Consider the following 21,239-nt stretch of genomic DNA (forward strand, 5'->3'; position numbering starts at 1 on the left):
TAGCATTATATGCAAAAAAATTCAATAAAGAGTAGTCTATAAACATATTATTTTTTATGTACTTCTTTGAAAGCAAGTATTTTTTTATATACATTTTGTGCTTCTATCAGAGTAAGTGTTTTTTGTATACATTCTGCCATTAATTTATGGCCTAGTGCTGTAGGATGAATTCCATCTATAAACAAATCGTCATTGGTGTTTGTTTCTAATTTTTCCTGGAAGCGGCTATAAAAGTCTGCATAAAAAAGACTGTTTTTAGTGCAAAAATCTATTATCCAATTTCTGTATTCACTTTCTAGCTCACTTATTTTCTCATAATCTAAGGTACTATCCCACTTTTCCTTAGCTAATTTTTTGTATACGAGAGGTTCTATGCCTATTATTGTAATTATTTTTGCAGATAAGGCTTCTTTTACAATCTCTTTTAAATTGTCTGTTACTAGTTTTAGAGATCTTCCAGTCATAAAGTCGTTACATCCGACCATAATGAGTACATGACTAGGGTTATTTTGAATTACATCTTTATAAGAACGTGACAACAATCCCGAAGCCGTATCTCCACATACTCCTTTGTTTAAAATATCTATTTGAAGTTTTTCTCTTAGAATGGATACAAAACATTCACTGTTAGAAACACCATATCCAGCAGTTAAGCTGTCTCCTATACATACCATTTTCATAGTTAAACAATCTCCTTTCAATTTTTGAAACGTAAAATAATGTTCGATATGGTATGAACATTACCACCATATATTTTCTTACAATCTCAAAATATACGAATATTATGTAGTAAATTAGCATAAACGTATTGAATTATATAATTTGATATGATAATATAAGTATATCATAAATAAATGAATAGAATATCCATATAATCCTAATAATGAGGTTTAGGAGTATCTACAGGGAACCGTAAAATTCTCATAGCTATGGATAACTTTATTTAAAGCTGGATATTTTTATACCAAGTTTTAGTTAAGGTGACTAGCTTAAGGTTTCACATAGATTCTCAATTGTAGATTTTATTGAAACCTTTTTATTATACTTTTGGTGATATAATCTAACATTTGTTGTTTAAGGAGGACGAATATGAAAGTAGCAATTATATTTGGAAGTAGTTCCGACATTGACAAGATGAAAGGAGCTGCCAAAGCCTTAAAAGAATTTGACATTCAATATGAGGCATATATTTTATCAGCCCACAGGGTTCCGGAAAAACTTTTAGAAACTGTAAAAAAATTGGAAGAAGAAGGCTGTGAATGTATTATTTCAGGTGCTGGTCTTGCAGCACATCTTCCAGGAGTTATTGCAGCTAATACAACTATTCCAGTTATAGGAGTTCCACTTAATGCAGCTATTTCTGGATTGGATTCTCTCTTTTCAATAGTACAGATGCCAAAATCCATACCTGTAGCTACAGTTGGAATAAATAACAGTTACAATGCAGGCATGCTGGCAGTAGAGATTTTAGCACTTAAATATTCTGAAATTAAAAAGAAATTAATTGAATATAGAAAAAATATGAAAGAAAAGTTTATAAATGAAAATGGAAAAGGAGTGGAATTATAATATGGAAAAAGGAAAAATGATATATGAAGGAAAAGCAAAAAAGGTATATGAAACAGAAGATAAAGACAAGGTAATAATTTATTATAAAGATGATGCTACAGCTTTTAACGGAGAGAAAAAAGGACAGATATCAGATAAAGGAGTATTAAATAATACAATTACTTCAATGCTCTTTGAGTTACTTGAAAAACATGGTATAGAAACTCACTTTGAGGAAAAATTAAATGATAGAGAACAACTTTGTAAAAAGGTAGAAATAGTTCCTCTAGAAGTAATTGTTAGAAATGTAGCAGCAGGAAGTATGGCAAAGAGATTAGGCTTAGAAGAAGGTACACCATTAAAGACTACAGTATATGAAATAAGCTACAAAAATGATGAACTTGGAGATCCTCTTATAAATGATTATCATGCAGTTGCGATTGGAGCTGCTACTTTTGATGAGCTTAAAACTATATATAATATGACGGAATCCATAAACAATATCTTAAAAGAATTTTTCTTGAAACAGGGAATAAAACTAATAGATTTTAAATTGGAATTTGGTAAATTCAATGGAAAAATAGTTTTAGCTGATGAGATATCACCAGATACATGCAGACTATGGGATGCAAAGACTAATGAAAAATTAGATAAAGATAGATTTAGAAGAGATATGGGAAATGTAAAAGAAGCCTATGTAGAAATATTGAAGAGAATAAGTAAAAATTAGCAGCTGCCTTAATTTTATGGTTAAAAGGAGAGAATTTTTGATGTGCACTTTAAATGATAAATTTAATACTTGCTCCTGTATTGATTTGGAGGAAGATAAATTCAAGGATGAATGCGGTGTATTTGGAATATTTTCTAAGAACAATATAGATGTAGCATCTTTAACTTATTATGGACTATATGCTCTCCAGCATAGGGGGCAGGAAAGTGCAGGTATTGTAGTTTCTGATGGAAGTGAATTTAAGTATCATAAAGGTATGGGGCTTGTAGCAGATGTATTTAATAAGGATATATTAGAAGGACTTAAAGGAAAAAGTGCTATAGGTCATGTAAGGTATTCTACAGCAGGTTCAAGTACTTTAAACAATGCTCAGCCACTTATGGTGAAATATAAACTTGGATCTATTGCTATAGCACACAATGGTACTTTGGTCAATGCAGATGTCATAAGAGGACTTTTAGAAGATGCAGGATATATTTTTCAGACATCTGTAGATTCAGAAGTTATCTTAAGTCTTATTGCAAGAGAGGCTAGGAGAGATATAGGTAAAGCTGTAGTAGATACAGTTCAAGCAGTGAAAGGTTCTTATGCCATTACTATTTTAACGGAAAATGAACTTATAGGTGTAAGAGATCCAAATGGGATAAGACCGCTTTGTATAGGTGAATTAAACGGAGATTATATACTCTGTTCTGAAAGCTGTGCCCTGGATTCTATAGGAGCAAATTTTATAAGAGATGTAAAGCCTGGAGAAATTGTAATTATAAACGATGATGGAATTAAATCTATAAATTTTGCAGAAAAGACAAAATGTGAAACCTGCTCTTTTGAATATATATACTTTGCAAGACCAGACAGTACTATAGATGATATAAACGTATATACATCAAGAGTTAAAGCAGGAAGAATACTTTATAGAGAAAACCCAGTAGAGGCAGATGTGGTTATAGGTGTCCCTGATTCTGGAATACCAGCAGCTCTTGGATATTCAGAAGAATCGGGAATACCTTATGCTATAGGATTTATAAAAAATAAATATGTAGGAAGAACATTTATTGCTCCATCCCAAGAACTTAGGTCTAAAGCAGTAGCTGTAAAGTTAAACCCTTTAAAGGTAAATGTAGAAGGAAAAAGAGTGGTAATTGTTGATGATTCCATAGTTAGAGGAACTACCAGTGGAAAACTTGTAGAAATACTTAGAAAAGCTGGAGCTACTGAAGTGCACTTTAGAGTTTCATCTCCTGTAGTTAAGTATCCTTGTTATTTTGGAATTGACACACCTTATAGGTCTCAACTTATAGGTTCTAATGCAAAAATAGAGGAAATAAGGGATAAAATAGGAGCAGATAGTTTAGGCTATATAAGTATAGATGGAATTTTAAAATCTCTTGAATGTACTGAGTCAAAAGGATATTGTTTAGGGTGTTTTAATGGAATATACCCAATATCTGTACCTATAGAAAAAGATAAAAATTATTTAGAGTAAGAGGTGGTTTGCTGTGGTAACATATAAAGATTCCGGTGTAAATATTGAAGAAGGATATAAGTCAGTAAAACTTATGAAAGAATATTCATCTAAGACTTTTACCCAAGGGGTTTTAAATGGACTTGGAAGTTTTGCAGGTATGTTTGAACTTGGTAAATATAAAAATCCAGTACTTGTATCTGGAACAGATGGAGTAGGAACAAAGTTAAAAATAGCATTTCAAATGAAAACTTATGATACAGTGGGAATAGATTGTGTGGCTATGTGTGTAAATGATGTTTTATGCCATGGTGCAAAACCCCTGTTTTTTTTAGACTACCTAGCTTGCTCTAATTTGGAAGCAGAAGTTGCGGCAGATTTGGTTAAAGGTGTATCAGATGGATGTATTCAGGCAGGTTGTGCTCTAATTGGAGGAGAAACTGCTGAAATGCCTGGCTTTTATTCCAAGGGAGACTACGATATGGCAGGATTCACCGTAGGAGTTGTGGAAAAAGACAATATAATAAATGGAAGCACAGTAGAAGAAGGAGATGTCCTTGTAGGAATAGCATCTAGTGGAGTTCACAGTAATGGATATTCATTAGTAAGAAAAGTTGTAAAAGATTTTGATGAGGACTTTTTAGGTACACCTATAGGAAAAGTACTTTTGACACCTACAAAGATATATGTAAAACCTGTACTTAAACTTTTGGATAAATTTAAAATTAAGGCTATGGCCCATATAACTGGAGGGGGATTCTTTGAAAACATACCTAGAATGTTTAAAGATGATTTTACTGCAGTTATAGATAAGAAAAGCTTTGAAGTGCCACCTATATTTAAGCATTTAATGGAACTAGGGGTAGAAGAAAAGCAGATGTACAACACTTATAATATGGGAATAGGATTTGTACTATGTGTAGATAATAAAGATGCTAAAAACGTAGTGGAAGAATTAAATAAAATGGGCGAAAAGGCATATATAATAGGAAGTGTAAAAAAAGGGGAAAAATCAGTATGTTTAAAATAGCAGTTTTGGTTTCTGGAGGAGGTACTGACCTTCAGTCTATAATAGATGCAGTTGAGAGCGGATATATAAAAAGTTGCAGTATAGAAGCTGTAATAGGTGACAGACCTGGAATTTATGCTTTAGAAAGAGCTGAAAAGCATAATATAAAATCCTATGTATTAGATAAGAAAATACATAAGTCTAATATTTCTCAGGAAATATTAAAGATGCTTAAAGGCAAAGTTGACTTAATAGTATGTGCAGGTTGGCTTTCCATACTTAAAGGAGAGCTGATTTCAGAATTTAGAAATAAAATAGTAAATATACACCCTTCTTTAATACCATCCTTTTGCGGAGATGGTATGTATGGCATAAAGGTTCATGAAAAGGCAATTGAGTATGGAGTTAAAGTATCAGGCTGTACTGTACACTTTGTAGATGAGGGTACAGACAGTGGTCCTATAATAATTCAAAAGACAGTTCCTGTATATTTTCAAGATACTCCAGAAATGCTTCAAAAGAGAATATTAGAAGAAGAGCATAAAGCCCTTCCTGAAGTTATCAAACTTATTTCTGAAAACAAAATAGTGGTGGAGAACAGAATAGTAAAAGTTTGTAATTAAAATAATTGGAGGCGCAAATTATGATAGATCGTGCATTAATAAGTGTTTATAACAAAAATGGATTATTGGATTTAGCAAAGTTTTTGATAAATAGGGGAGTTGAAATAATATCTACAGGTGGAACTTATAGATACCTTGTGGAAAATAATATAAAGGTTACAGAAGTATCTAAAGTTACTGGATTTGATGAGATATTAGATGGCAGAGTAAAGACACTTCATCCAGTTATACATGGTGGTATACTTGCCAAAAGAGATAATAAAGAACATATGGATACTATAAAGAGTAAGAACATAAAACCAATAGATATGGTAGTCGTAAATTTATATCCTTTTTTCGACAAGGTATGTGATAATATAACTTTTGATGAAAAAATAGAATTTATAGACATTGGCGGTCCAACTATGATAAGAGCTGCAGCCAAAAATTTTCAAGATGTAATAGTTGTTACAGATGTAAATGATTATTCACAAATAATTAAGGAGATAGAAACCTCTGGAGACGTAAAATATGAATTTAGAAGAAAACTTGCAGGTAAAGTATTTAATTTGATGTCTGCCTATGATGGAGCTATAAGTAATTTCCTACTTGAAGATGAATATCCAGAATACTTAAGCTTGTCCTATAAAAAATCTGAAAGCTTAAGATACGGAGAAAATCCACATCAAAGTGCAGCTTATTACACAGAAACTGTAGGAAAAGCTCCTATGAAAGATTTTGAGCAGTTAAGTGGTAAAACACTTTCATATAATAATATGAGAGATATGGATATGGCATGGAAGGCAGTAAGTGAATTTGAGGAAATATGCTGTGTTGCAGTTAAGCACAATACTCCTTGTGGTGTAGCCCTTGGAAAAGACCTACATGAGGCTTATGTAAAAGCTTATGAGTGTGATTCTACTTCTATTTTTGGAGGTATTATAGCTGTAAATAGAAAATTAGATGCAAAAACTGCGGAAGAAATAGCTAAGATTTTTGTTGAAATAGTCATAGCACCGGATTTTGATAAGGATGCAGTTGAAATATTAAAGGCAAAGAAAAATCTAAGGATAATTAAGTGTGATGTAAAACCTACTAATGATTTTGAAATATCAAAATTAGATGGTGGGATACTTGTACAATCTGCTGATGATAAATTGGTAGATGAGACTAAAGTAGTTACGGAAAAGAAACCTTCAAAAGAAGAAATGGACAATTTGATATTTGGAATGAAGGTTTGTAAATACGTAAAATCAAATGCTATTGTAGTAGTTAAAGACTTCATGGCTAAAGGAATTGGTGGAGGACAGGTAAATAGAATATGGCCTGCATGCCAGGCACTTGATAGGGCAGGAGATGGGGTAGTACTTGCCTCAGATGCATTTTTCCCATTTAACGATGTAGTATGTGAAGCAGCAAAGCATGGAATAAAATCCATAATACAACCAGGAGGTTCCATAAAGGATGAGGATTCTATAGCTGAATGTAATAAAAATGGAATTTCCATGGTGTTTACAGGGGTAAGACATTTTAAACATTAATTCTTAAGACGTTTAAAAGAAGTAACAAGTTAAAGATGCGACGGATATTTTTTATCAGACAAGGAGGTAGGTTCCGCAGATAGTGAATCCTATCTAAGGGTTCTACCGACGCAGTATGATAAAAAATAGGCTAGCATCTTGATTGGTTATTTCTTTGAAAATGTCTACTATGAAAAGGGGGATTTTATATAATGAAGGTACTTGTAATAGGTTCCGGTGGAAGAGAACATGCTATTTGCTGGAAAATATCTCAAAGTTCCAAGGTGGATAAAATATTTTGTGCTCCAGGAAATGGAGGAACGGATATAGTAGATAAATGCAGTAATCTGAATATAACAGACATAGATGGACTTATAGATTTTGCATCTAAAGAAAATATAGATTTAACTGTGGTAGGCCCTGAAGGACCACTTACAGAAGGCATAGTGGATAAATTTAAAAGCAAGGGACTTAAAATATTTGGACCAAGTTTAAAAGCTGCTCAGCTTGAGGGAAGTAAAATCTATTCTAAGGATTTTATGAAAAAGTATGGAATTAAAACTGCTGAATATTGCACTTTTGATGATAAAGACAGTGCTTTAAAATACATAGAAAATTGTAGGTATCCTGTAGTTATAAAGGCTGACGGATTAGCGGCAGGAAAAGGTGTTTCTATATGTCAGAATTATGAGGAAGCAAGTACTGCATTAAATGATTTTATGGTAAAGGACGTATTTAAAGGGGCAGGAAAAAATGTAGTTATTGAAGAATTTCTAGAGGGAGTAGAGGCTTCAATACTTACAATAACAGATGGAAATATTATTCTTCCTTTTATATCTTCAAAGGATCATAAGCAAATATATGATGGGGGTCTAGGACCAAATACAGGTGGAATGGGAGCTATAGCTCCAAATCCATACTGCACGGAGGAAGTTTTAAAAGATTTTGAGAAAAATATAATGGAACCTACTTTAAGAGGAATACAGCAGGAAAACTTAGATTATGTGGGAATAATCTTCTTCGGCATTATGATAACAAAAAAAGGAGTTTATTTGTTAGAGTATAATGTTAGAATGGGTGATCCTGAAACTCAAGCTGTACTTCCACTTATGAAAAGTGATTTTGTGGAACTTGTAGAAAATGCTATAGATAGAAAACTTGATAAATTTAATTTGCAATGGAAAGAGGGAGCTTCCTGCTGTGTTGTAGCTGCGTCTAAAGGGTATCCTTTAAAGTATGATACTGGTTTAAAAATAGAAGGGATGGAAAAGTCCAGTAATGTTTTTGCTGCAGGGGTTAAAAAAGAAAATGGACAGTTTAAAACATCTGGTGGAAGGGTTTTAGTAACTTATGGAGTTGGAAATGATTTAAATTCTGCTGTGGAAGCTGCTTACTGTAATTTGAAAAAAATAAGTTTTCCGGGTATGTATTTTAGAACAGATATAGGAAAGTAAATTATAATTTTAGTGTAAAATTTAGAAAAACTGATTTGTCTTAATTTTCATAAGGCAGGTCAGTTTTTTAAATTAACAGAATGTAAAAGATTTTTCAGTGGAAATAATTTAAAAATAATAGTAAAATAGTTCTATACTGTATGGAGGTTAATTTAAATGAATGATTCGAGAAATAGACGAAGGAAAAATATAAAGAGAAAGAAAAAGTTTTCTCCTAGACTGTTCTTTTTGTTTATAATTTATGAGCTTATAGTAGTTGTAGTTACTAGTCCTTTGCTAGTATTTTATGGGCCATTTAAAAATGTAAAAAACCAGATAGTAAGCACGGCTATGGCTACCTTTACTCATCAATACATAGCTACTCTTTTTTTGTCAAAGGATGAAATAAATAAAATACTCCAAGAAGGTAAGAGTGGCCAAACTACTAGCCAGGAAGCTGAAGATTTAAATGATGTAAATATAAATCATGTAGGTGATAAGGACATAAAAAGGTATGATATACCGAGCACAAGATTTGATGGTTATATTTTAGAGATAAAAGATCCTAAGAGAATACGTATAGGATATACTAGTAAATTAAGAGAAGTTGGAGAAAGAACAAGTGAAATAGCACAGAGAAATGGAGCTGTTGCAGCTATAAATGGAGGTGGATTTACAGATAAATCTGGAGGGAAGTATTGGGTAGGAACAGGAGGCTATCCAGAGGGAATTATAATATCTGGTGGTAAGGTAATATACAGTGATGTAAAATCTAATGAGAAAATAAATGTTACAGCTTTTACTCCAACTGGAAGACTTATAGTTGGAGACCACACACTTAAGGAACTCCTTGCCGATGGTGTAACAGAGGCAATTTCCTTTAGAAACTCACTTATAATAAATGGCAAGACTGTATCAGTAGAAAATGAAGGTTTAAATCCTAGAACAGCTATAGGACAGAAGGCAGATGGAACAATAGTCATGCTGGCTATAGATGGTAGAAAAGGATTGAAAATGGGAGCTTCATTAAAAGAAGTACAAAATATACTTTTGCAGCAAGGTGTAATTAATGCAAGCAATTTAGATGGAGGTTCATCCACTACAATGTACTTTAATGGAGAAGTAATAAATAATCCTTGTGATTGGAATGGTGAGAGAACTGTAGCTACAGCTATATATGTAAAACCTTAGAGGAGAGTGTGGTAGATGAAAAAACTTAAGAGAATAATTGTGTGGACAATGATTCCTATAGTTATGGAATTAGCAGGCCTTTTATTAGTAGATAAGTTTTATTTTGGTGGCGACTCCAATTTCAATATAAAAAAAGTAGATACTACTTCAAAACAGACAGCCAACAAAATTAGTGTAAAAATACCTGAAGATGCAAAGATGGTAAAAGTATCCTACAGTGGAAATTACATATCATATTATGATGGCCAATCTTTACAAGTAATTGATACATTAAAAAATAGCAAAAAAGAAGTGGACTTACAAAATGATTTATCCTATTATACCTGGAACTTGGATACAGATAACATACTTGTAGCAGAAAAGACAAGTGGTGGATCAGAATCAAGAAATTTAAAATTTGAGACTTATGATGCAAAACGTGATTCAACTTATCCATTGAAGAATGAGGAGAAGAAGCAGGAACTTTCAATATTACTTCCAGATAATTCTTATGATGTAAAACATATAGCTTTTTCTGGAGCTAGCAATGTAATCTATGTTAGCAGTGATACTAATGGAGAAGGCAGTAGTAGAATATATAGAATTGATGTAATGATTAGGATGAATTTGGTCAATTTTGTAAGATGCCAGCTTGGAAACATGGCTGCTATAAATGGCACAAATGGTGATGAACTTATATATGAAGATAGAACTTCTAATAGAATAAGAACTAGCAGGGGTGGAATAATAGCTACTGGTGAAAATGCTATGCATTATTTGTTGAATACAGACAACAATGACAATATTTACATAGGAAATGGGGAAGACAATAAAGTTAATAAAGTATTTGTGGCAAATCTTAAAACAAATAAAAACAGCTGGAAGGAATATACACTTCAAGGCTCTGTGAATAAAAACAATATATATGTTACAAGAAGTGGTAATATATATATAAATGATTCAAAAAATAGTCAGGTAAAAGATATTACTACAGGCAAAGTTACCAAGTATTCAGGAAATTTTGTATCTGTATATAAATATGGAGTAATAAGCCAGGACGGCAAAAAGCTAACAAACAGTCTATTTTAGGCATTTGAAAGAAAATAACTAGCGGCTATGCTAGTTATTTCTTTGAAAATGCCTTAGTTGGATTTAAAATAGTATAAGTTACCGTCTTCTATAGAATAGTCTATGAGCTTTTCATTGTATAAATAGGATATGAATGCAGATATTCCTCCAAAATTCAAATGATATTCATGAAAGTTTAAAGATAAATTGTTTAAAATAGTTATGTCTTCTAATATGTTTTCCCTAGTCAGCGGTTGATCTAAAAGATCTAGAATTTGATTTTTATATTTATCTATATTTTTAATGTTTTTGTCAACTAAAGAATTTATTTCGCTTTTATCCAGTACCTTTTTGGAGTGGCTTATTACAAAGTAATCTGCATCTATGTCTTTAATTTTATTCAATGACAGGAGACTATCTTCTATATTATATAAGTATGGGAAGGAGTATTTATCTAGTATCTCACTGCTGAATATGGAATCTCCAAGGAAACATACCTTTTCAGGAGTTACTATTCCTATTTGCTCTATTGAATGTCCAGGAAGTGCAATAATGTTAAATTTCTCGTCATTCAATTTATTTATGCCATATTCTAAAATGAAATCTACCTCTAGAGGTTTATTACTCCGGTTAAATGCTCTTGAAGGGTAGGATGAGGAAAGAATAGAGGAAAAGATCTCTGTATTTTCCATAAATAATTTTTCTAATTTAGATGTATATACTAGACAGCCTGGATAGTTTTTCTTAAAGTATAAATTTCCACCACAGTGGTCTAAGTGGCTGTGTGTGTTTATTATGTACTTGGGATGTAGGCTGTTTTCTATAAGCAAGTTTTCTATTTTTTTTGCTTCAGTGTTGTTTATGCCTGTATCTACAATTAGGCAGTTTTTATTTTTAAATATGAATACTCCACAGTTAGTGGGGGCATCTATGTAATAGGTATTTCCTTTTATCTTATTTAAAGTCATTAAAAACACTTCCTTGAAATATTTGAATTATTATTTTGCATACATAGATGATAACATATTTTATCTTTAAAACAAATATAGTTCCCAATATGAAATGAAATTTTGAAATTAAGGATTTATAATGATATAATTTTTAATAGGTATTTTTACGTTAAGATAATTTTAAATGGAGGTATTTTAAATGGATTCAGCTATGACAGGGTTACTTATGTTTATGGGATTCATGGGTGTTATGCAGGGACTTGGAATGAAACATAGCAAAGCTGTGAGGACAAAATTTAAATTAGATGCAGAAGGTGTAGATAAAAAATATGTTAATTTTAAGGCTAATTTTTTAATTATACTGGGAGGAATAATATTAATATTTCAATTAATTATTTTTATAAATCCTACATTTGGTAATAGACTAGAAATAATGTTACCAGCAGTTTTACTTGTAGGTATTACCTGGGATTTTATATATAAAAAAACGAGATTTAAACATAATGATAAGAAAAAGTAAAAGTTAATGCTAAAAGGTCTGTATAATTTATGTACAGACCTTTTAGCATTAACTTTTTCTCATATTGCACAAATTCCTATTTGGGCATCTGGAACAGTCATGATCTTTTTTACTTAATTTTATATTTTTATCAGCTCCATATATATACGCCATAGAACGCATGGAAGAAAGCATATAGTCTTCATTTACAGTCAAATTTAAAAAATTCTCCGCATCTAGCTTATCTAGTATATACTTTTGACATTTAAGAGGAATTTCCCCATCTCCAGGAGATATTCTACAACTCAATCCTAAATGCAACTCTTTAACTTTAGCGTATATGTGGCTAAAGAGTTGAGAGCTGAGTTCAAACAAGTAAGATGAAGCCATAGCATCAAGCATCATACCTTCCTTCATATTTCCATAGGAAAAGAATTCATTTACTTTACTTGTACAATTATCACCCATAGTTATAATACAATACACGATATATTCATAATTTTTTACAGCTTCAAAGTTAAAGTTATCTTCCCTTTTTTCTATTTCAAATATTCCTGTTGGTTCTATATTTTCATATAAAATAGGAAGAAGTTTCTCGTATAAACCTTCTATTTCTTCATCTTTTAGTATACTGCCATAGGACTTTAAAGTTTGTATTACTTGATCCTTGTTTAATTTAAAATCAAAGTCCAGTATTACATCCATTCTTATTACCCCCAAAGTTAGGTTAATTAATGTTTAATGTAGTTAACCCACTGATTTCTAATATCCATAAAGTAATTATCACCTGTTATAGAGTAAATTGCTTCTAATAAATCTATATGAACCTTATGATAATCTAAAGCAGGATTAGCATCCCTAGATGTCATTAGATGGCTTAAATCATAACTGGTGAAACCACCTATGTCATAGTAAGGTAATACTATTTTCAAGGTTTTAATTCCTTCATTGAAATAATAACTTGTTTGATCACCGCTTATGCTAGATACTGTTTTTGAAAGTTGATTCCAATCGTATATACCTAATAATGTAAACATATATCCATTTAATGTATAGGTAGGTGTTGTATTTACATACTCCTGAAAAAATATGTCATTTTTGAATCTAGGTTCCAGACTTCCAAGGGTATCCATAACTCCACCCTGACTTATTGGTGTTATTAAGTAATTAAATACTTTATTTCCCGCATCTATATATTTGTGATTGTGAGTTATTTCGTAAGCACGAGAAAAAACATTTAATGCTTCACCTTGAGACATACTTGAAGTCCAATTAGTTCCAAGGGATTCATAAGAGTAAAATGGGAACTTATATCTAAAACTTCCATCACTATCCATGTGATCCAGAAGAAAATCGCTACACTTTATAAATTGACTTAATACAGATGTATCTCCATGTAAATATTTGGCATGTAAATAAAGTGCATAATTACATATACTAACATAATTATACTGGGTTCCGAATTCTACATAGGTTACCATTGGAATACCATTTTCATCAAAAGTGAATATAGGCAAATTAAAATGATTATCCTTGTAAATATTTAAATATTCCTGAGTAGGGTCGTACTTAATTGTATTATCAAAATTAAAATTAAGTTTACTATAATATTCCACAGCATCTTGAACTATTGCTTTAGAACTTTCCTTATAGATATATTTACTTATTATAGGATTTTTTGATAGTGCAACATTTTTATATATAGTAGCATTAATTTTAATATTTTCAGGAACTGGCAATTGAAGCAAATAATTATAGATGTTTAAAGCTGAATCATAATTTCCCTGATTATGAATGTTTACTGCAGTATCTAATAAGTTGTAGGCATCATGGTCAAAAGCCATCTTTAAATTATAATCGTTAGGATATAATGAAATACCTAAAACTATATTCTTAAAAGCAGCTAGTTCATCAGAAGAAGCTTGTTTATTATAAGAATCTATGAAGTCATTAGGCGTAATATTTTCTGAATCTGTGAAAAATCTATTTAATAGATAGTTTGGAGTAACATCTTCTCCGCCTACTACTATACATTCTTTTAGTGTAGCCTTGTTGCTTCTAACCATTCTAATCTGGTCGAAAGACATGCTGTCATTTACAAGTACTACGGGTGAGTTATTCTTGGCAGCTAGAGGAGAAATAGATAGTCCATCTGGATAATTTATTCCTGCTGCTACATATATTTTTGATGCTTTTGAAAGATCATAAAATTCTTTAATTACATTTGCATTTGTATCATATCTGGTTTGACCACTTAGTCTTTCATAATCACCAAAGTAAGAAGCTGTATCGTCAGGAATAACACCTTGTCCACCAATTACATAGGTTTTCGAAGATTTTAAAGTACTTATATAGTCTTTAAGTACATCAGGAACACCACTTTTAGGAGTTAAAACAATAGGTGCAACTTTACTTGAAGCATAAGATGAAATTGATAGTGCATCTGCAAAACTTTCAGATGAAACAACAAATAATTGGTTACCTCCAACTTCTTTTGCAATTTCAATGGAGGTTTCAATTCTCGTAGCTCCACCTAATCTTTTTACATTTAAATTTTTTTGTGTTAATTCATTTTCTATTTCATTTGAAACAGCACCTGTACCACCTATTAAAAATATATTTTTAACACCTAGGCTTGTCAACTTATTTTGCATTTCAGGACTTAAAGTGTTTCCATCTGTCATCAATAAAGGTGCATTGTACTTAGCACTTAAAGGTGCTGCACAAATTGCATCTGGGAAATTTTCACCTGAAACAATAATTGCAGAATCAGAATGACCGCTCCAGCCATAGTCAGCTATTTTCATATTAGTTGAGTATCTATTTGGACCAGATAATCTTGTTATAGTTGGACCTTGAGACTGAGCATTGATTACAGTAGTTTTTGAAAAAATTAGTGCTGTAGAAATTATTAAAGTAGTTATAACTTTTTTAGATAACATAAATTTCCTCCGATTTAGTTAGATCTTTACTAGAAAACAGAATTGAAATCCATATAAATCATATCATTATATCATTACATTATCAATAATAACAACGTTAGTGCCGTTAATTCAGAGATTTAGCACCTAAATTCCAGTGAAAATTTTATTTTTACTGGAATTATATTTTTTTACACTTATTTAAAGGTCTGGTAAGCCCTTAAACCGGTAGATCGTAAAAATTGTTATACACTCCCCTACCCCTAAAAATCTTAATGCAAAGTTTCCAGTTTTTATTTTAAAATTACGTCTTTATGAATAGTGGATTATCCCAATCATCTTCTATAGTAAATCTTTCATCTTTTATATCTTCAATAATATCTATTTGGAGCATTTTTTTCTTCCTAAAACCTCTGATACACCTAAAAAAATATAACTGCATTAAATTAAATGCTAGTATCATAAACATTAAAACTGTCTCTACCCCTGTAGAACTGTGAAGAAAACAATGATCTAAATGCCATTCAGTTTTCAACTGATGAAATACATTATTTTCAATATCCCATCTTTTATGCATTATTTTCCATAAAGTTTCTACTGATATAAATTTATCTGTTGTTATGATCCATTCTTCTTTAATTTCTGCTTTATCTCCAGTATGAATTTCTTCTATAAATTTTATGAATCTTACTTCTATACTTGAATCAGACATTTGAAAATTATCATCATCCCACGCTTTAATCTTTCTATAGGTATTTACATTTTCCTTTACAGTCCAATCTTTATCTGCCTCCCGGCATTTAAATAGGGCTAATGCATCTTTTACAATGTGCAGCCTTTCATCTTTTACTCTTACCAATGCATCCATTCCTATAGAAAGAACTTCTTTTATCCAAGTAGATTTACAGTAAAGAGCATCAGCCACTATGATGTCAGCGAAATGATGATACTTCTTATATAACTTCTTAATTAGTCGTTTACTACCCGTAATTTCACCTTCATCTTTACTTGAACTATCTTTTTTAGGTTCAAGCATCTCTTGACCTAAAATAATATGTGGGTCTGATCCTACTGTTGCACACACTACAGATCTATGAAAATAATGGGTAGTTCCATCTCTATTCTCTCGAGAAAGGCATTTATTGCAACATTTTTTAGTACTTTCAAATAACTCTACACCATCTATGGCAGCTACTTTTAAACCATCAATAGTACCATTTCGAAATACTTTGTTTTTTATAGTTGTTTTTATTATGCTGATATGAATGTTTTTCAAGCCATCCATATCAAAGTTACTTAAACACCGCCTGACTGCGTCAATGTGCAGCATTTTAGTATTTTTAGGTAACACTTTTTTAAATTTATTCTTTTCAATCCAATGTTCTAATCTATTGAAACTTCTTATTTGAAGCATGAATCCAAATAACACTACGAAAACTATTGTTGAAACTTTTACTGGAGATTTTACTCTTTTATCTTTTAAACTATTGATTTTTTCACCTATATCATATACTTTATTAATATAAGTAAGTAATTGTTTTAAATAACTTTTACTCATTTTATCAGCATCCTTTTATTTTTAGTTTTCAGCAAAACCATTATAAAAAGGATGCTTTTATTATGCAAATTTTTTCCGTATAATTTCCAGTAAAAATCGGAATCTATTACTTCTACTGTAAATATTCATAAGACTTTATAATCCAAAGGACTACCGTCCTAAAAATTTTTTAAGTGCTAAACTTCTGCCGTTAATTTTAATAAGTAGTAAAAAACGCGAATAACATCATACTAAGCCTTAACTGGCAATAGACGGATATTATTCGCTCATAAATTTGGATTATAGGTTAAATATGCATATTTTATATGAAGTTTATTGTTCTTCCATAAGATTTGCTTTAATATATTCAACAGCACTAGCTCCTGCTATTCTTCCGCTGTTCAAAGCAAAACCTAGTGAATTTCCAGGTAGTACAAAAGCATAATCAGGATTGTATAGTGAATTAGCATCAGTTCCAGCAGCATAAAGTCCCTTTATAACATTTAAATCATCATTAAGAACTTCAGTATTATAGTTTATTTTTATACCGCCAGCACTTCCATATGCACTTAAACCAAGTTTTAATGCATAATATTTAGGGCCTTTGATTGGTAATAAGTATTTAGGATTTTTATGGAATAACTCATCCTTTGAATCACAATAAGAATTATAAGTATCAATGGTATTTTTTAAGTTTTCTGCATCAATGCCGGTTTTTTTAGCTAACTCTTCTATAGAATCAGCAATAAATAATACATCACTTCCATTTTTCTTTGCTTCTTCTTCTTCTTGTCTAAAATAACTCATATCCATACTAGAAGTAACTACATTTATAAGATCTAATCCTTTTTCTTCATAATGCTTGATTAACTCTTCATCTATTATAGAATATGCAACTTTCTTTTTTTGTTTTTCAATAGCATTTGCGGTAAATACAGGATTTTCTATAACTTCTTCATTTATAAATCTTTCACCATCCAGGTTAACTAAAAGGTTAGGTTGACGGAAGGGTAACTCTATAGGAGCATATCCACCAGTGTTAGGAGCAAAGAATACCATTTCCATAGTCATAAAATCTTTTGAAGCGCCAGCATCCCAAGCCATCTGGATTCCATCTCCAGTTAATCCAGGAATTCTATATGAGAACAAATCTTTTCCCCATTCAAGTCCAACATACTTCTTAATAAAATCTGGATTATCACCAAATCCGCCTGTACCGATGATAACTGCTCCAGCATATACTTCTAATTCACCATCTTTATCGCTAGCTGTTACGCCAATTATCTCTCCTTGATCTTTAATAATACTCTTTACAGGTGTTTCTAATAATATTTTAACGCCTAATTCTTCTGCTCTTTCTGTCATGATTTTAATCATAGTAGCAGCTGCACGGAGTCCTGGTTTTCCAGTTTTAGGTTTAACAATATGCCAAGTTGCTTCTGAAGCTGGAAAATATTTTGAAGGTAATGCGAATTCTACTCCCATATTTTCTAACCATTCAATAGTTCCTGCTGACTGCTCTAAATATCTTCTTATCAATCTTGCATCTGATCTCCAGTGAGAATATTCCATGAACTTATTAAATGCTCTATCTACAGATATATCTATAAGCCTTTCTCTTTGCATTCTTGTTTCAACACCTAGAGGGCCCATTGCCATATTAGCACATCCACCTGTAGTATTAGCTTTTTCAAGCACCATTACTTTTGCACCATTTTCAGCAGCAGTAACTGCTGCAGCAAGCCCTGATGCTCCTCCTCCAACAACAACAACATCTGTTTCAAACTCTCTCATTACTTTTTCCTCCTTTAATAATATTATTGATATATGAAATTTGTATTATTAGCTTCGTCTGCGTCTTCGTCTGCCAGCCATTAATCCTCCACCATTTTGTGGTTCAGCCTTAAAACTTCCAACTGGTACTGGCTCTTGTGGAAGCTTAGGTACAACTGTGCCTGCCTTTTGAATTGCTGCGTTTTCACATATTACTGTACATTTTCCACATCTATCGCAAATATCTAAATTTATTACATGAATCAAATTATTATCTCCAGCAATTGCTTTTTGAGGGCATTCTTCCACACACTTATTACAGCCACTGCATTTTTCTGGTGAAACATAATAACTGAAAAATTTCTTACATACTAAAGCATCACATCTTTTTCTTTTTATATGCTTCTCAAACTCTTCTTTGCTTTCTTCAATTATTTTCTTAGTAATTTTTCCAACCTCTTTACCATAACTGCAGCATGATCCTAGTATTAAATCGTCTGATATTTCAGTTAGAATTTCAATGTCTCCATCACGACCCTTACCTTGAGAAATTGCTTCTGTTATTACATTAAGCTGTAATATTCCTTCTCGGCAGATTACACATTCTCCACAGCTTGTACGTCTTGTACTATCAGTAAATACTCTCATTTTATCAACAGGACATGGATTTTCTGACTGTTTTTTATATTCTTCAATTATAAAATTTTTTATTTCTTCTAAAGATGCCTGTTTCCATAACTTTCTTTGCATTAATGCCATACTTTTCCACTCCTTTCTATTTAACTTTATACTGAGCCCATAATTTTGGCTTTCTAATTTGTGTACGTAAATCACACTGTAAACATCTATTTGATTCTTTGCAAGCTGAAGTTTCACTTAAACAATGATTTACTTCCTTGAAATTTTTAATACGACTTTGAATATTTTCACATTCATTTTTTGCCCTTTCTATGGATAAAAAATTTTCATCTTTACCTATATATGGATTAGGAACAATATCTTCTGTTAATTTATCTTCAATTACTCCATCTCCACCTAGTTCGATATCTATAGCAGATGCAACTTTACGTCCAGCTGCAATTGCCCTAATTATAGAATTCGTTCCATATACTGCATCACCAACTGCATACATATCACTATCACTGATCTTCATTCCATCTTCAGTAATAATTGAATTCCCACGTCCAGTAGGTATATTCCACTTTTCTGGTATTTCTGCTCTTTGACCTGTAGCAAAAATAACTGTATCTGCCGGTATTATATGTTCTGAATCTGGTGCTATTTCAAGTTTCAATCTTTTATTTTCATCAAAACTAAAGGATGCTACTTTCTGGCACTTTACTCCTGCAGCAATATTGCAGCTGCCTTCTATGGAAATAAAAGTTCTTGAATTAAGAATTTTAATTCCTTCTTCTAATCCTTCTTTTATCTCATCATCGCTTGCAGTCATAGCTTTTCTATTTTCTAAACAAGCCATTGTAATATCTTTTGCTCCTAACCTTTTTGCTACTCTTGCACAGTCAAATGCGACATTTCCGCCGCCTAAAACTACTACTTTTTCACCTACAGTTAATGGCCTTTTAAGAGAAACGCTTTGTAAAAATTCTATATTTTCATATACATTTTTATAGTTAGCTCCTGGAATTGGTAATCGTACACCTTTCCCTGTTCCTATTGCCAGTAAAATCTTATCAAAACCTTTAGATTTTAAATTCTCAAGTGAAGTTACTTCTGTATTGGTCAATATAGTAACTCCTGCACGCTCTATTTCTGCAATTTCATCCTGAACAGCTTTTCTTGGAAGACGATATTCTGGAATACCAGTTGTCATCATTCCTCCAGCTACTGGTGATTTTTCAAATACTGTAACTTTATGTCCGCATTTTGCTAAATAATATGCTGATGTTAAACCTGCTGGTCCAGCACCTACAACGGCAATCTTTTTATTAGTTTTAGGTTTAAAAGTAACTTTATCACGCCATAGACCTTCATCATGCTCTGCTGCAAATCTTTTTAATTCTCTAATGGATAAAGCTTTATTGATTTCTTTTCTTCTACATGCATTTTCGCAAAATGCCATGCACACATACCCTAATGAATGTGGAAAGGGTGCTTTTTCACGAATAACTGCAATGGCATCCTGATATTTTCCTTCTTTAATGTATCGAATATATTTTGGAACATCAATATTTGCTGGGCATTCTGCTTTACATGGGATAAGATTTAGTTCACGATTTAAATTTTTCTTGAATACTCCTTCTTTGTCCTGAAGTGCACCTGTAGGACATACTTCTACGCAAGCTCCACAGAAACGGCAGTTTTCTTCTTTTAAAGAATTGTGACTACGAATATCAACCATGATTCTATCATCTTCTGTTATTTCATAGTTAAGAACGTTTACTCCTCGAACCTCTTTACACATTCTTACGCATCGTCCACAGGATATACATCTATTTAGATCTCTTACAATAAGCGGATTAGATGTGTTTACAGGTACACTGTTTAGTGTTCTTCTTAGACGAGAAGTACTTACTCCTAAATATTGAATTAATGATTGTAATTCACATTTTAGATATTTAGGACAAGTAGTGCAATCGTCAACATGATTGGCTAACATTAATTCCATGGATAATCTTCTCATTGCATTTAATTTTTCTGTTTTTGTATGTATTATCATTCCGTCTTCTACCTTAGTAGTACATGCTGTTTTTATTTCGTTACATCCCTCAATTTCAACAACACACAATCTACATGCACCAATATCAGGTAGATCTGGATGATGACATAAATGAGGAATGTATATGTCTGCTTCTAGTGATGCACTTAAAATGCTTTTTCCTGAATCTACTTGTAACGTATAACCATCAATTGTAATTGATACTGTATTCATTATTTTCACTCCATTTTCATAGTATTTCATCAAGTTGTTAAGTTATTGTTTTAACAATTAAACTATATAGTCTGCCCCAGGGGAAGAGTCAATAGCCTTTTATATATTTTTCAAATGGTTTGAT

At 31.7% G+C, this 21,239-nt stretch carries 18 protein-coding genes and 1 riboswitch; of the genes, 10 read left to right on the forward strand and 8 right to left on the reverse strand.

All coding sequences use genetic code 11. The features are described from left to right. Positions 1 to 47 precede the first annotated feature (47 nt). Positions 48 to 680: a GDSL-type esterase/lipase family protein gene (locus B5S50_RS15765; RefSeq protein WP_065077181.1), complete on the reverse strand. Its 633-nt coding sequence runs from the start codon at positions 678 to 680 to the stop codon at positions 48 to 50. Between the two features lie 167 nt (positions 681 to 847). Further along, positions 848 to 950: riboswitch (purine riboswitch) on the forward strand. 139 nt (positions 951 to 1,089) lie between these two features. Here B5S50_RS15765 and purE point away from each other — a divergent pair. From purE to B5S50_RS15810, 9 genes are all read left to right on the forward strand, one after another. Next, complete coding sequence (gene purE / locus B5S50_RS15770) at positions 1,090 to 1,569, forward strand: 5-(carboxyamino)imidazole ribonucleotide mutase (RefSeq protein ID WP_063600740.1); 480 nt, start codon at positions 1,090 to 1,092, stop codon at positions 1,567 to 1,569. Position 1,570: 1 nt separating this feature from the next. After that, positions 1,571 to 2,278 carry a phosphoribosylaminoimidazolesuccinocarboxamide synthase gene (purC, locus tag B5S50_RS15775; protein ID WP_065077180.1) on the forward strand — a complete coding sequence of 236 codons (708 nt, stop codon included), beginning with the start codon at positions 1,571 to 1,573 and terminating at the stop codon, positions 2,276 to 2,278. Positions 2,279 to 2,318: 40 nt separating this feature from the next. Beyond that, on the forward strand, positions 2,319 to 3,764 hold the full coding sequence (gene purF / locus B5S50_RS15780; protein ID WP_065077179.1) for an amidophosphoribosyltransferase: 1,446 nt from the start codon (positions 2,319 to 2,321) through the stop codon (positions 3,762 to 3,764). A gap of 13 nt (positions 3,765 to 3,777) precedes the next feature. After that, on the forward strand, positions 3,778 to 4,773 hold the full coding sequence (purM, locus tag B5S50_RS15785; RefSeq protein ID WP_217302302.1) for a phosphoribosylformylglycinamidine cyclo-ligase: 996 nt from the start codon (positions 3,778 to 3,780) through the stop codon (positions 4,771 to 4,773). After that, entirely contained in the window at positions 4,761 to 5,375 is a 615-nt protein-coding gene (gene purN, locus B5S50_RS15790; protein ID WP_065077177.1) for a phosphoribosylglycinamide formyltransferase, read from the forward strand. Before purM ends, purN begins: the two co-directional genes overlap by 13 nt. A 20-nt stretch (positions 5,376 to 5,395) precedes the next feature. Further along, a complete protein-coding gene (purH, locus tag B5S50_RS15795) occupies positions 5,396 to 6,895 on the forward strand; it encodes a bifunctional phosphoribosylaminoimidazolecarboxamide formyltransferase/IMP cyclohydrolase (RefSeq protein ID WP_065077176.1) in 1,500 nt (499 codons plus the stop codon). 191 nt (positions 6,896 to 7,086) lie between these two features. Next, on the forward strand, positions 7,087 to 8,328 hold the full coding sequence (purD, locus tag B5S50_RS15800) for a phosphoribosylamine--glycine ligase (RefSeq protein WP_065077175.1): 1,242 nt from the start codon (positions 7,087 to 7,089) through the stop codon (positions 8,326 to 8,328). A 156-nt stretch (positions 8,329 to 8,484) separates the two neighbouring features. Continuing rightward, positions 8,485 to 9,498: a phosphodiester glycosidase family protein gene (locus B5S50_RS15805; protein WP_065077174.1), complete on the forward strand. Its 1,014-nt coding sequence runs from the start codon at positions 8,485 to 8,487 to the stop codon at positions 9,496 to 9,498. A 15-nt stretch (positions 9,499 to 9,513) separates the two neighbouring features. Next, entirely contained in the window at positions 9,514 to 10,566 is a 1,053-nt protein-coding gene (locus B5S50_RS15810; protein WP_065077173.1) for a hypothetical protein, read from the forward strand. 53 nt (positions 10,567 to 10,619) lie between these two features. On the opposite strand, the gene B5S50_RS15815 is transcribed toward B5S50_RS15810, so the two are convergent. Then, a complete protein-coding gene (locus tag B5S50_RS15815; RefSeq protein ID WP_217302303.1) occupies positions 10,620 to 11,513 on the reverse strand; it encodes an MBL fold metallo-hydrolase in 894 nt (297 codons plus the stop codon). A 181-nt stretch (positions 11,514 to 11,694) separates the two neighbouring features. Between B5S50_RS15815 and B5S50_RS15820 the strand changes: the two genes are divergently transcribed. Further along, entirely contained in the window at positions 11,695 to 12,015 is a 321-nt protein-coding gene (locus B5S50_RS15820) for a hypothetical protein (RefSeq protein WP_065077171.1), read from the forward strand. A 48-nt stretch (positions 12,016 to 12,063) separates the two neighbouring features. On the opposite strand, the gene B5S50_RS15825 is transcribed toward B5S50_RS15820, so the two are convergent. From B5S50_RS15825 to B5S50_RS15850, 6 genes are all read right to left on the reverse strand, one after another. Further along, entirely contained in the window at positions 12,064 to 12,699 is a 636-nt protein-coding gene (locus B5S50_RS15825) for a 5-methyltetrahydrofolate--homocysteine methyltransferase (protein WP_065077170.1), read from the reverse strand. Positions 12,700 to 12,725: 26 nt separating this feature from the next. Further along, a complete protein-coding gene (locus tag B5S50_RS15830) occupies positions 12,726 to 14,936 on the reverse strand; it encodes a cell wall-binding repeat-containing protein (protein WP_083985532.1) in 2,211 nt (736 codons plus the stop codon). A gap of 283 nt (positions 14,937 to 15,219) precedes the next feature. After that, the gene (locus B5S50_RS21670) at positions 15,220 to 16,473 is read right to left on the reverse strand and encodes a transposase (RefSeq protein ID WP_254306610.1); all 1,254 of its coding nucleotides are present in this window, start codon (positions 16,471 to 16,473) and stop codon (positions 15,220 to 15,222) included. Between the two features lie 312 nt (positions 16,474 to 16,785). Continuing rightward, the gene (locus tag B5S50_RS15840; RefSeq protein WP_065077169.1) at positions 16,786 to 18,246 is read right to left on the reverse strand and encodes an FAD-dependent oxidoreductase; all 1,461 of its coding nucleotides are present in this window, start codon (positions 18,244 to 18,246) and stop codon (positions 16,786 to 16,788) included. A gap of 48 nt (positions 18,247 to 18,294) precedes the next feature. Then, the gene (locus tag B5S50_RS15845) at positions 18,295 to 18,984 is read right to left on the reverse strand and encodes an NADH-ubiquinone oxidoreductase-F iron-sulfur binding region domain-containing protein (RefSeq protein ID WP_065077168.1); all 690 of its coding nucleotides are present in this window, start codon (positions 18,982 to 18,984) and stop codon (positions 18,295 to 18,297) included. A gap of 16 nt (positions 18,985 to 19,000) precedes the next feature. Beyond that, positions 19,001 to 21,115: an FAD-dependent oxidoreductase gene (locus B5S50_RS15850; RefSeq protein ID WP_217302304.1), complete on the reverse strand. Its 2,115-nt coding sequence runs from the start codon at positions 21,113 to 21,115 to the stop codon at positions 19,001 to 19,003. Positions 21,116 to 21,239: the final 124 nt, after the last annotated feature.

This window comes from Clostridium sp. 001 (assembly GCF_019056555.1).
Lineage (GTDB): Bacteria > Bacillota > Clostridia > Clostridiales > Clostridiaceae > Clostridium_B > Clostridium_B ragsdalei.

Bases quoted from the DNA above. Each gene is read 5' to 3' on its own strand.
- B5S50_RS15840 (WP_065077169.1), bottom strand. From the start codon at position 18,246: ATGAGAGAGTTTGAAACAGATGTTGTTGTTGTTGGAGGAGGAGCATCA.
- purC (WP_065077180.1), top strand. From the start codon at position 1,571: ATGGAAAAAGGAAAAATGATATATGAAGGAAAAGCAAAAAAGGTATAT.
- purE (WP_063600740.1), top strand. From the start codon at position 1,090: ATGAAAGTAGCAATTATATTTGGAAGTAGTTCCGACATTGACAAGATG.
- B5S50_RS15845 (WP_065077168.1), bottom strand. From the start codon at position 18,984: ATGGCATTAATGCAAAGAAAGTTATGGAAACAGGCATCTTTAGAAGAA.
- B5S50_RS15765 (WP_065077181.1), bottom strand. From the start codon at position 680: ATGAAAATGGTATGTATAGGAGACAGCTTAACTGCTGGATATGGTGTT.
- purD (WP_065077175.1), top strand. From the start codon at position 7,087: ATGAAGGTACTTGTAATAGGTTCCGGTGGAAGAGAACATGCTATTTGC.
- purN (WP_065077177.1), top strand. From the start codon at position 4,761: ATGTTTAAAATAGCAGTTTTGGTTTCTGGAGGAGGTACTGACCTTCAG.
- B5S50_RS21670 (WP_254306610.1), bottom strand. From the start codon at position 16,473: ATGAGTAAAAGTTATTTAAAACAATTACTTACTTATATTAATAAAGTA.
- B5S50_RS15850 (WP_217302304.1), bottom strand. From the start codon at position 21,115: ATGAATACAGTATCAATTACAATTGATGGTTATACGTTACAAGTAGAT.
- B5S50_RS15810 (WP_065077173.1), top strand. From the start codon at position 9,514: ATGAAAAAACTTAAGAGAATAATTGTGTGGACAATGATTCCTATAGTT.
- B5S50_RS15805 (WP_065077174.1), top strand. From the start codon at position 8,485: ATGAATGATTCGAGAAATAGACGAAGGAAAAATATAAAGAGAAAGAAA.
- B5S50_RS15825 (WP_065077170.1), bottom strand. From the start codon at position 12,699: ATGGATGTAATACTGGACTTTGATTTTAAATTAAACAAGGATCAAGTA.
- purF (WP_065077179.1), top strand. From the start codon at position 2,319: ATGTGCACTTTAAATGATAAATTTAATACTTGCTCCTGTATTGATTTG.
- B5S50_RS15815 (WP_217302303.1), bottom strand. From the start codon at position 11,513: ATGACTTTAAATAAGATAAAAGGAAATACCTATTACATAGATGCCCCC.
- B5S50_RS15820 (WP_065077171.1), top strand. From the start codon at position 11,695: ATGGATTCAGCTATGACAGGGTTACTTATGTTTATGGGATTCATGGGT.
- B5S50_RS15830 (WP_083985532.1), bottom strand. From the start codon at position 14,936: ATGTTATCTAAAAAAGTTATAACTACTTTAATAATTTCTACAGCACTA.
- purH (WP_065077176.1), top strand. From the start codon at position 5,396: ATGATAGATCGTGCATTAATAAGTGTTTATAACAAAAATGGATTATTG.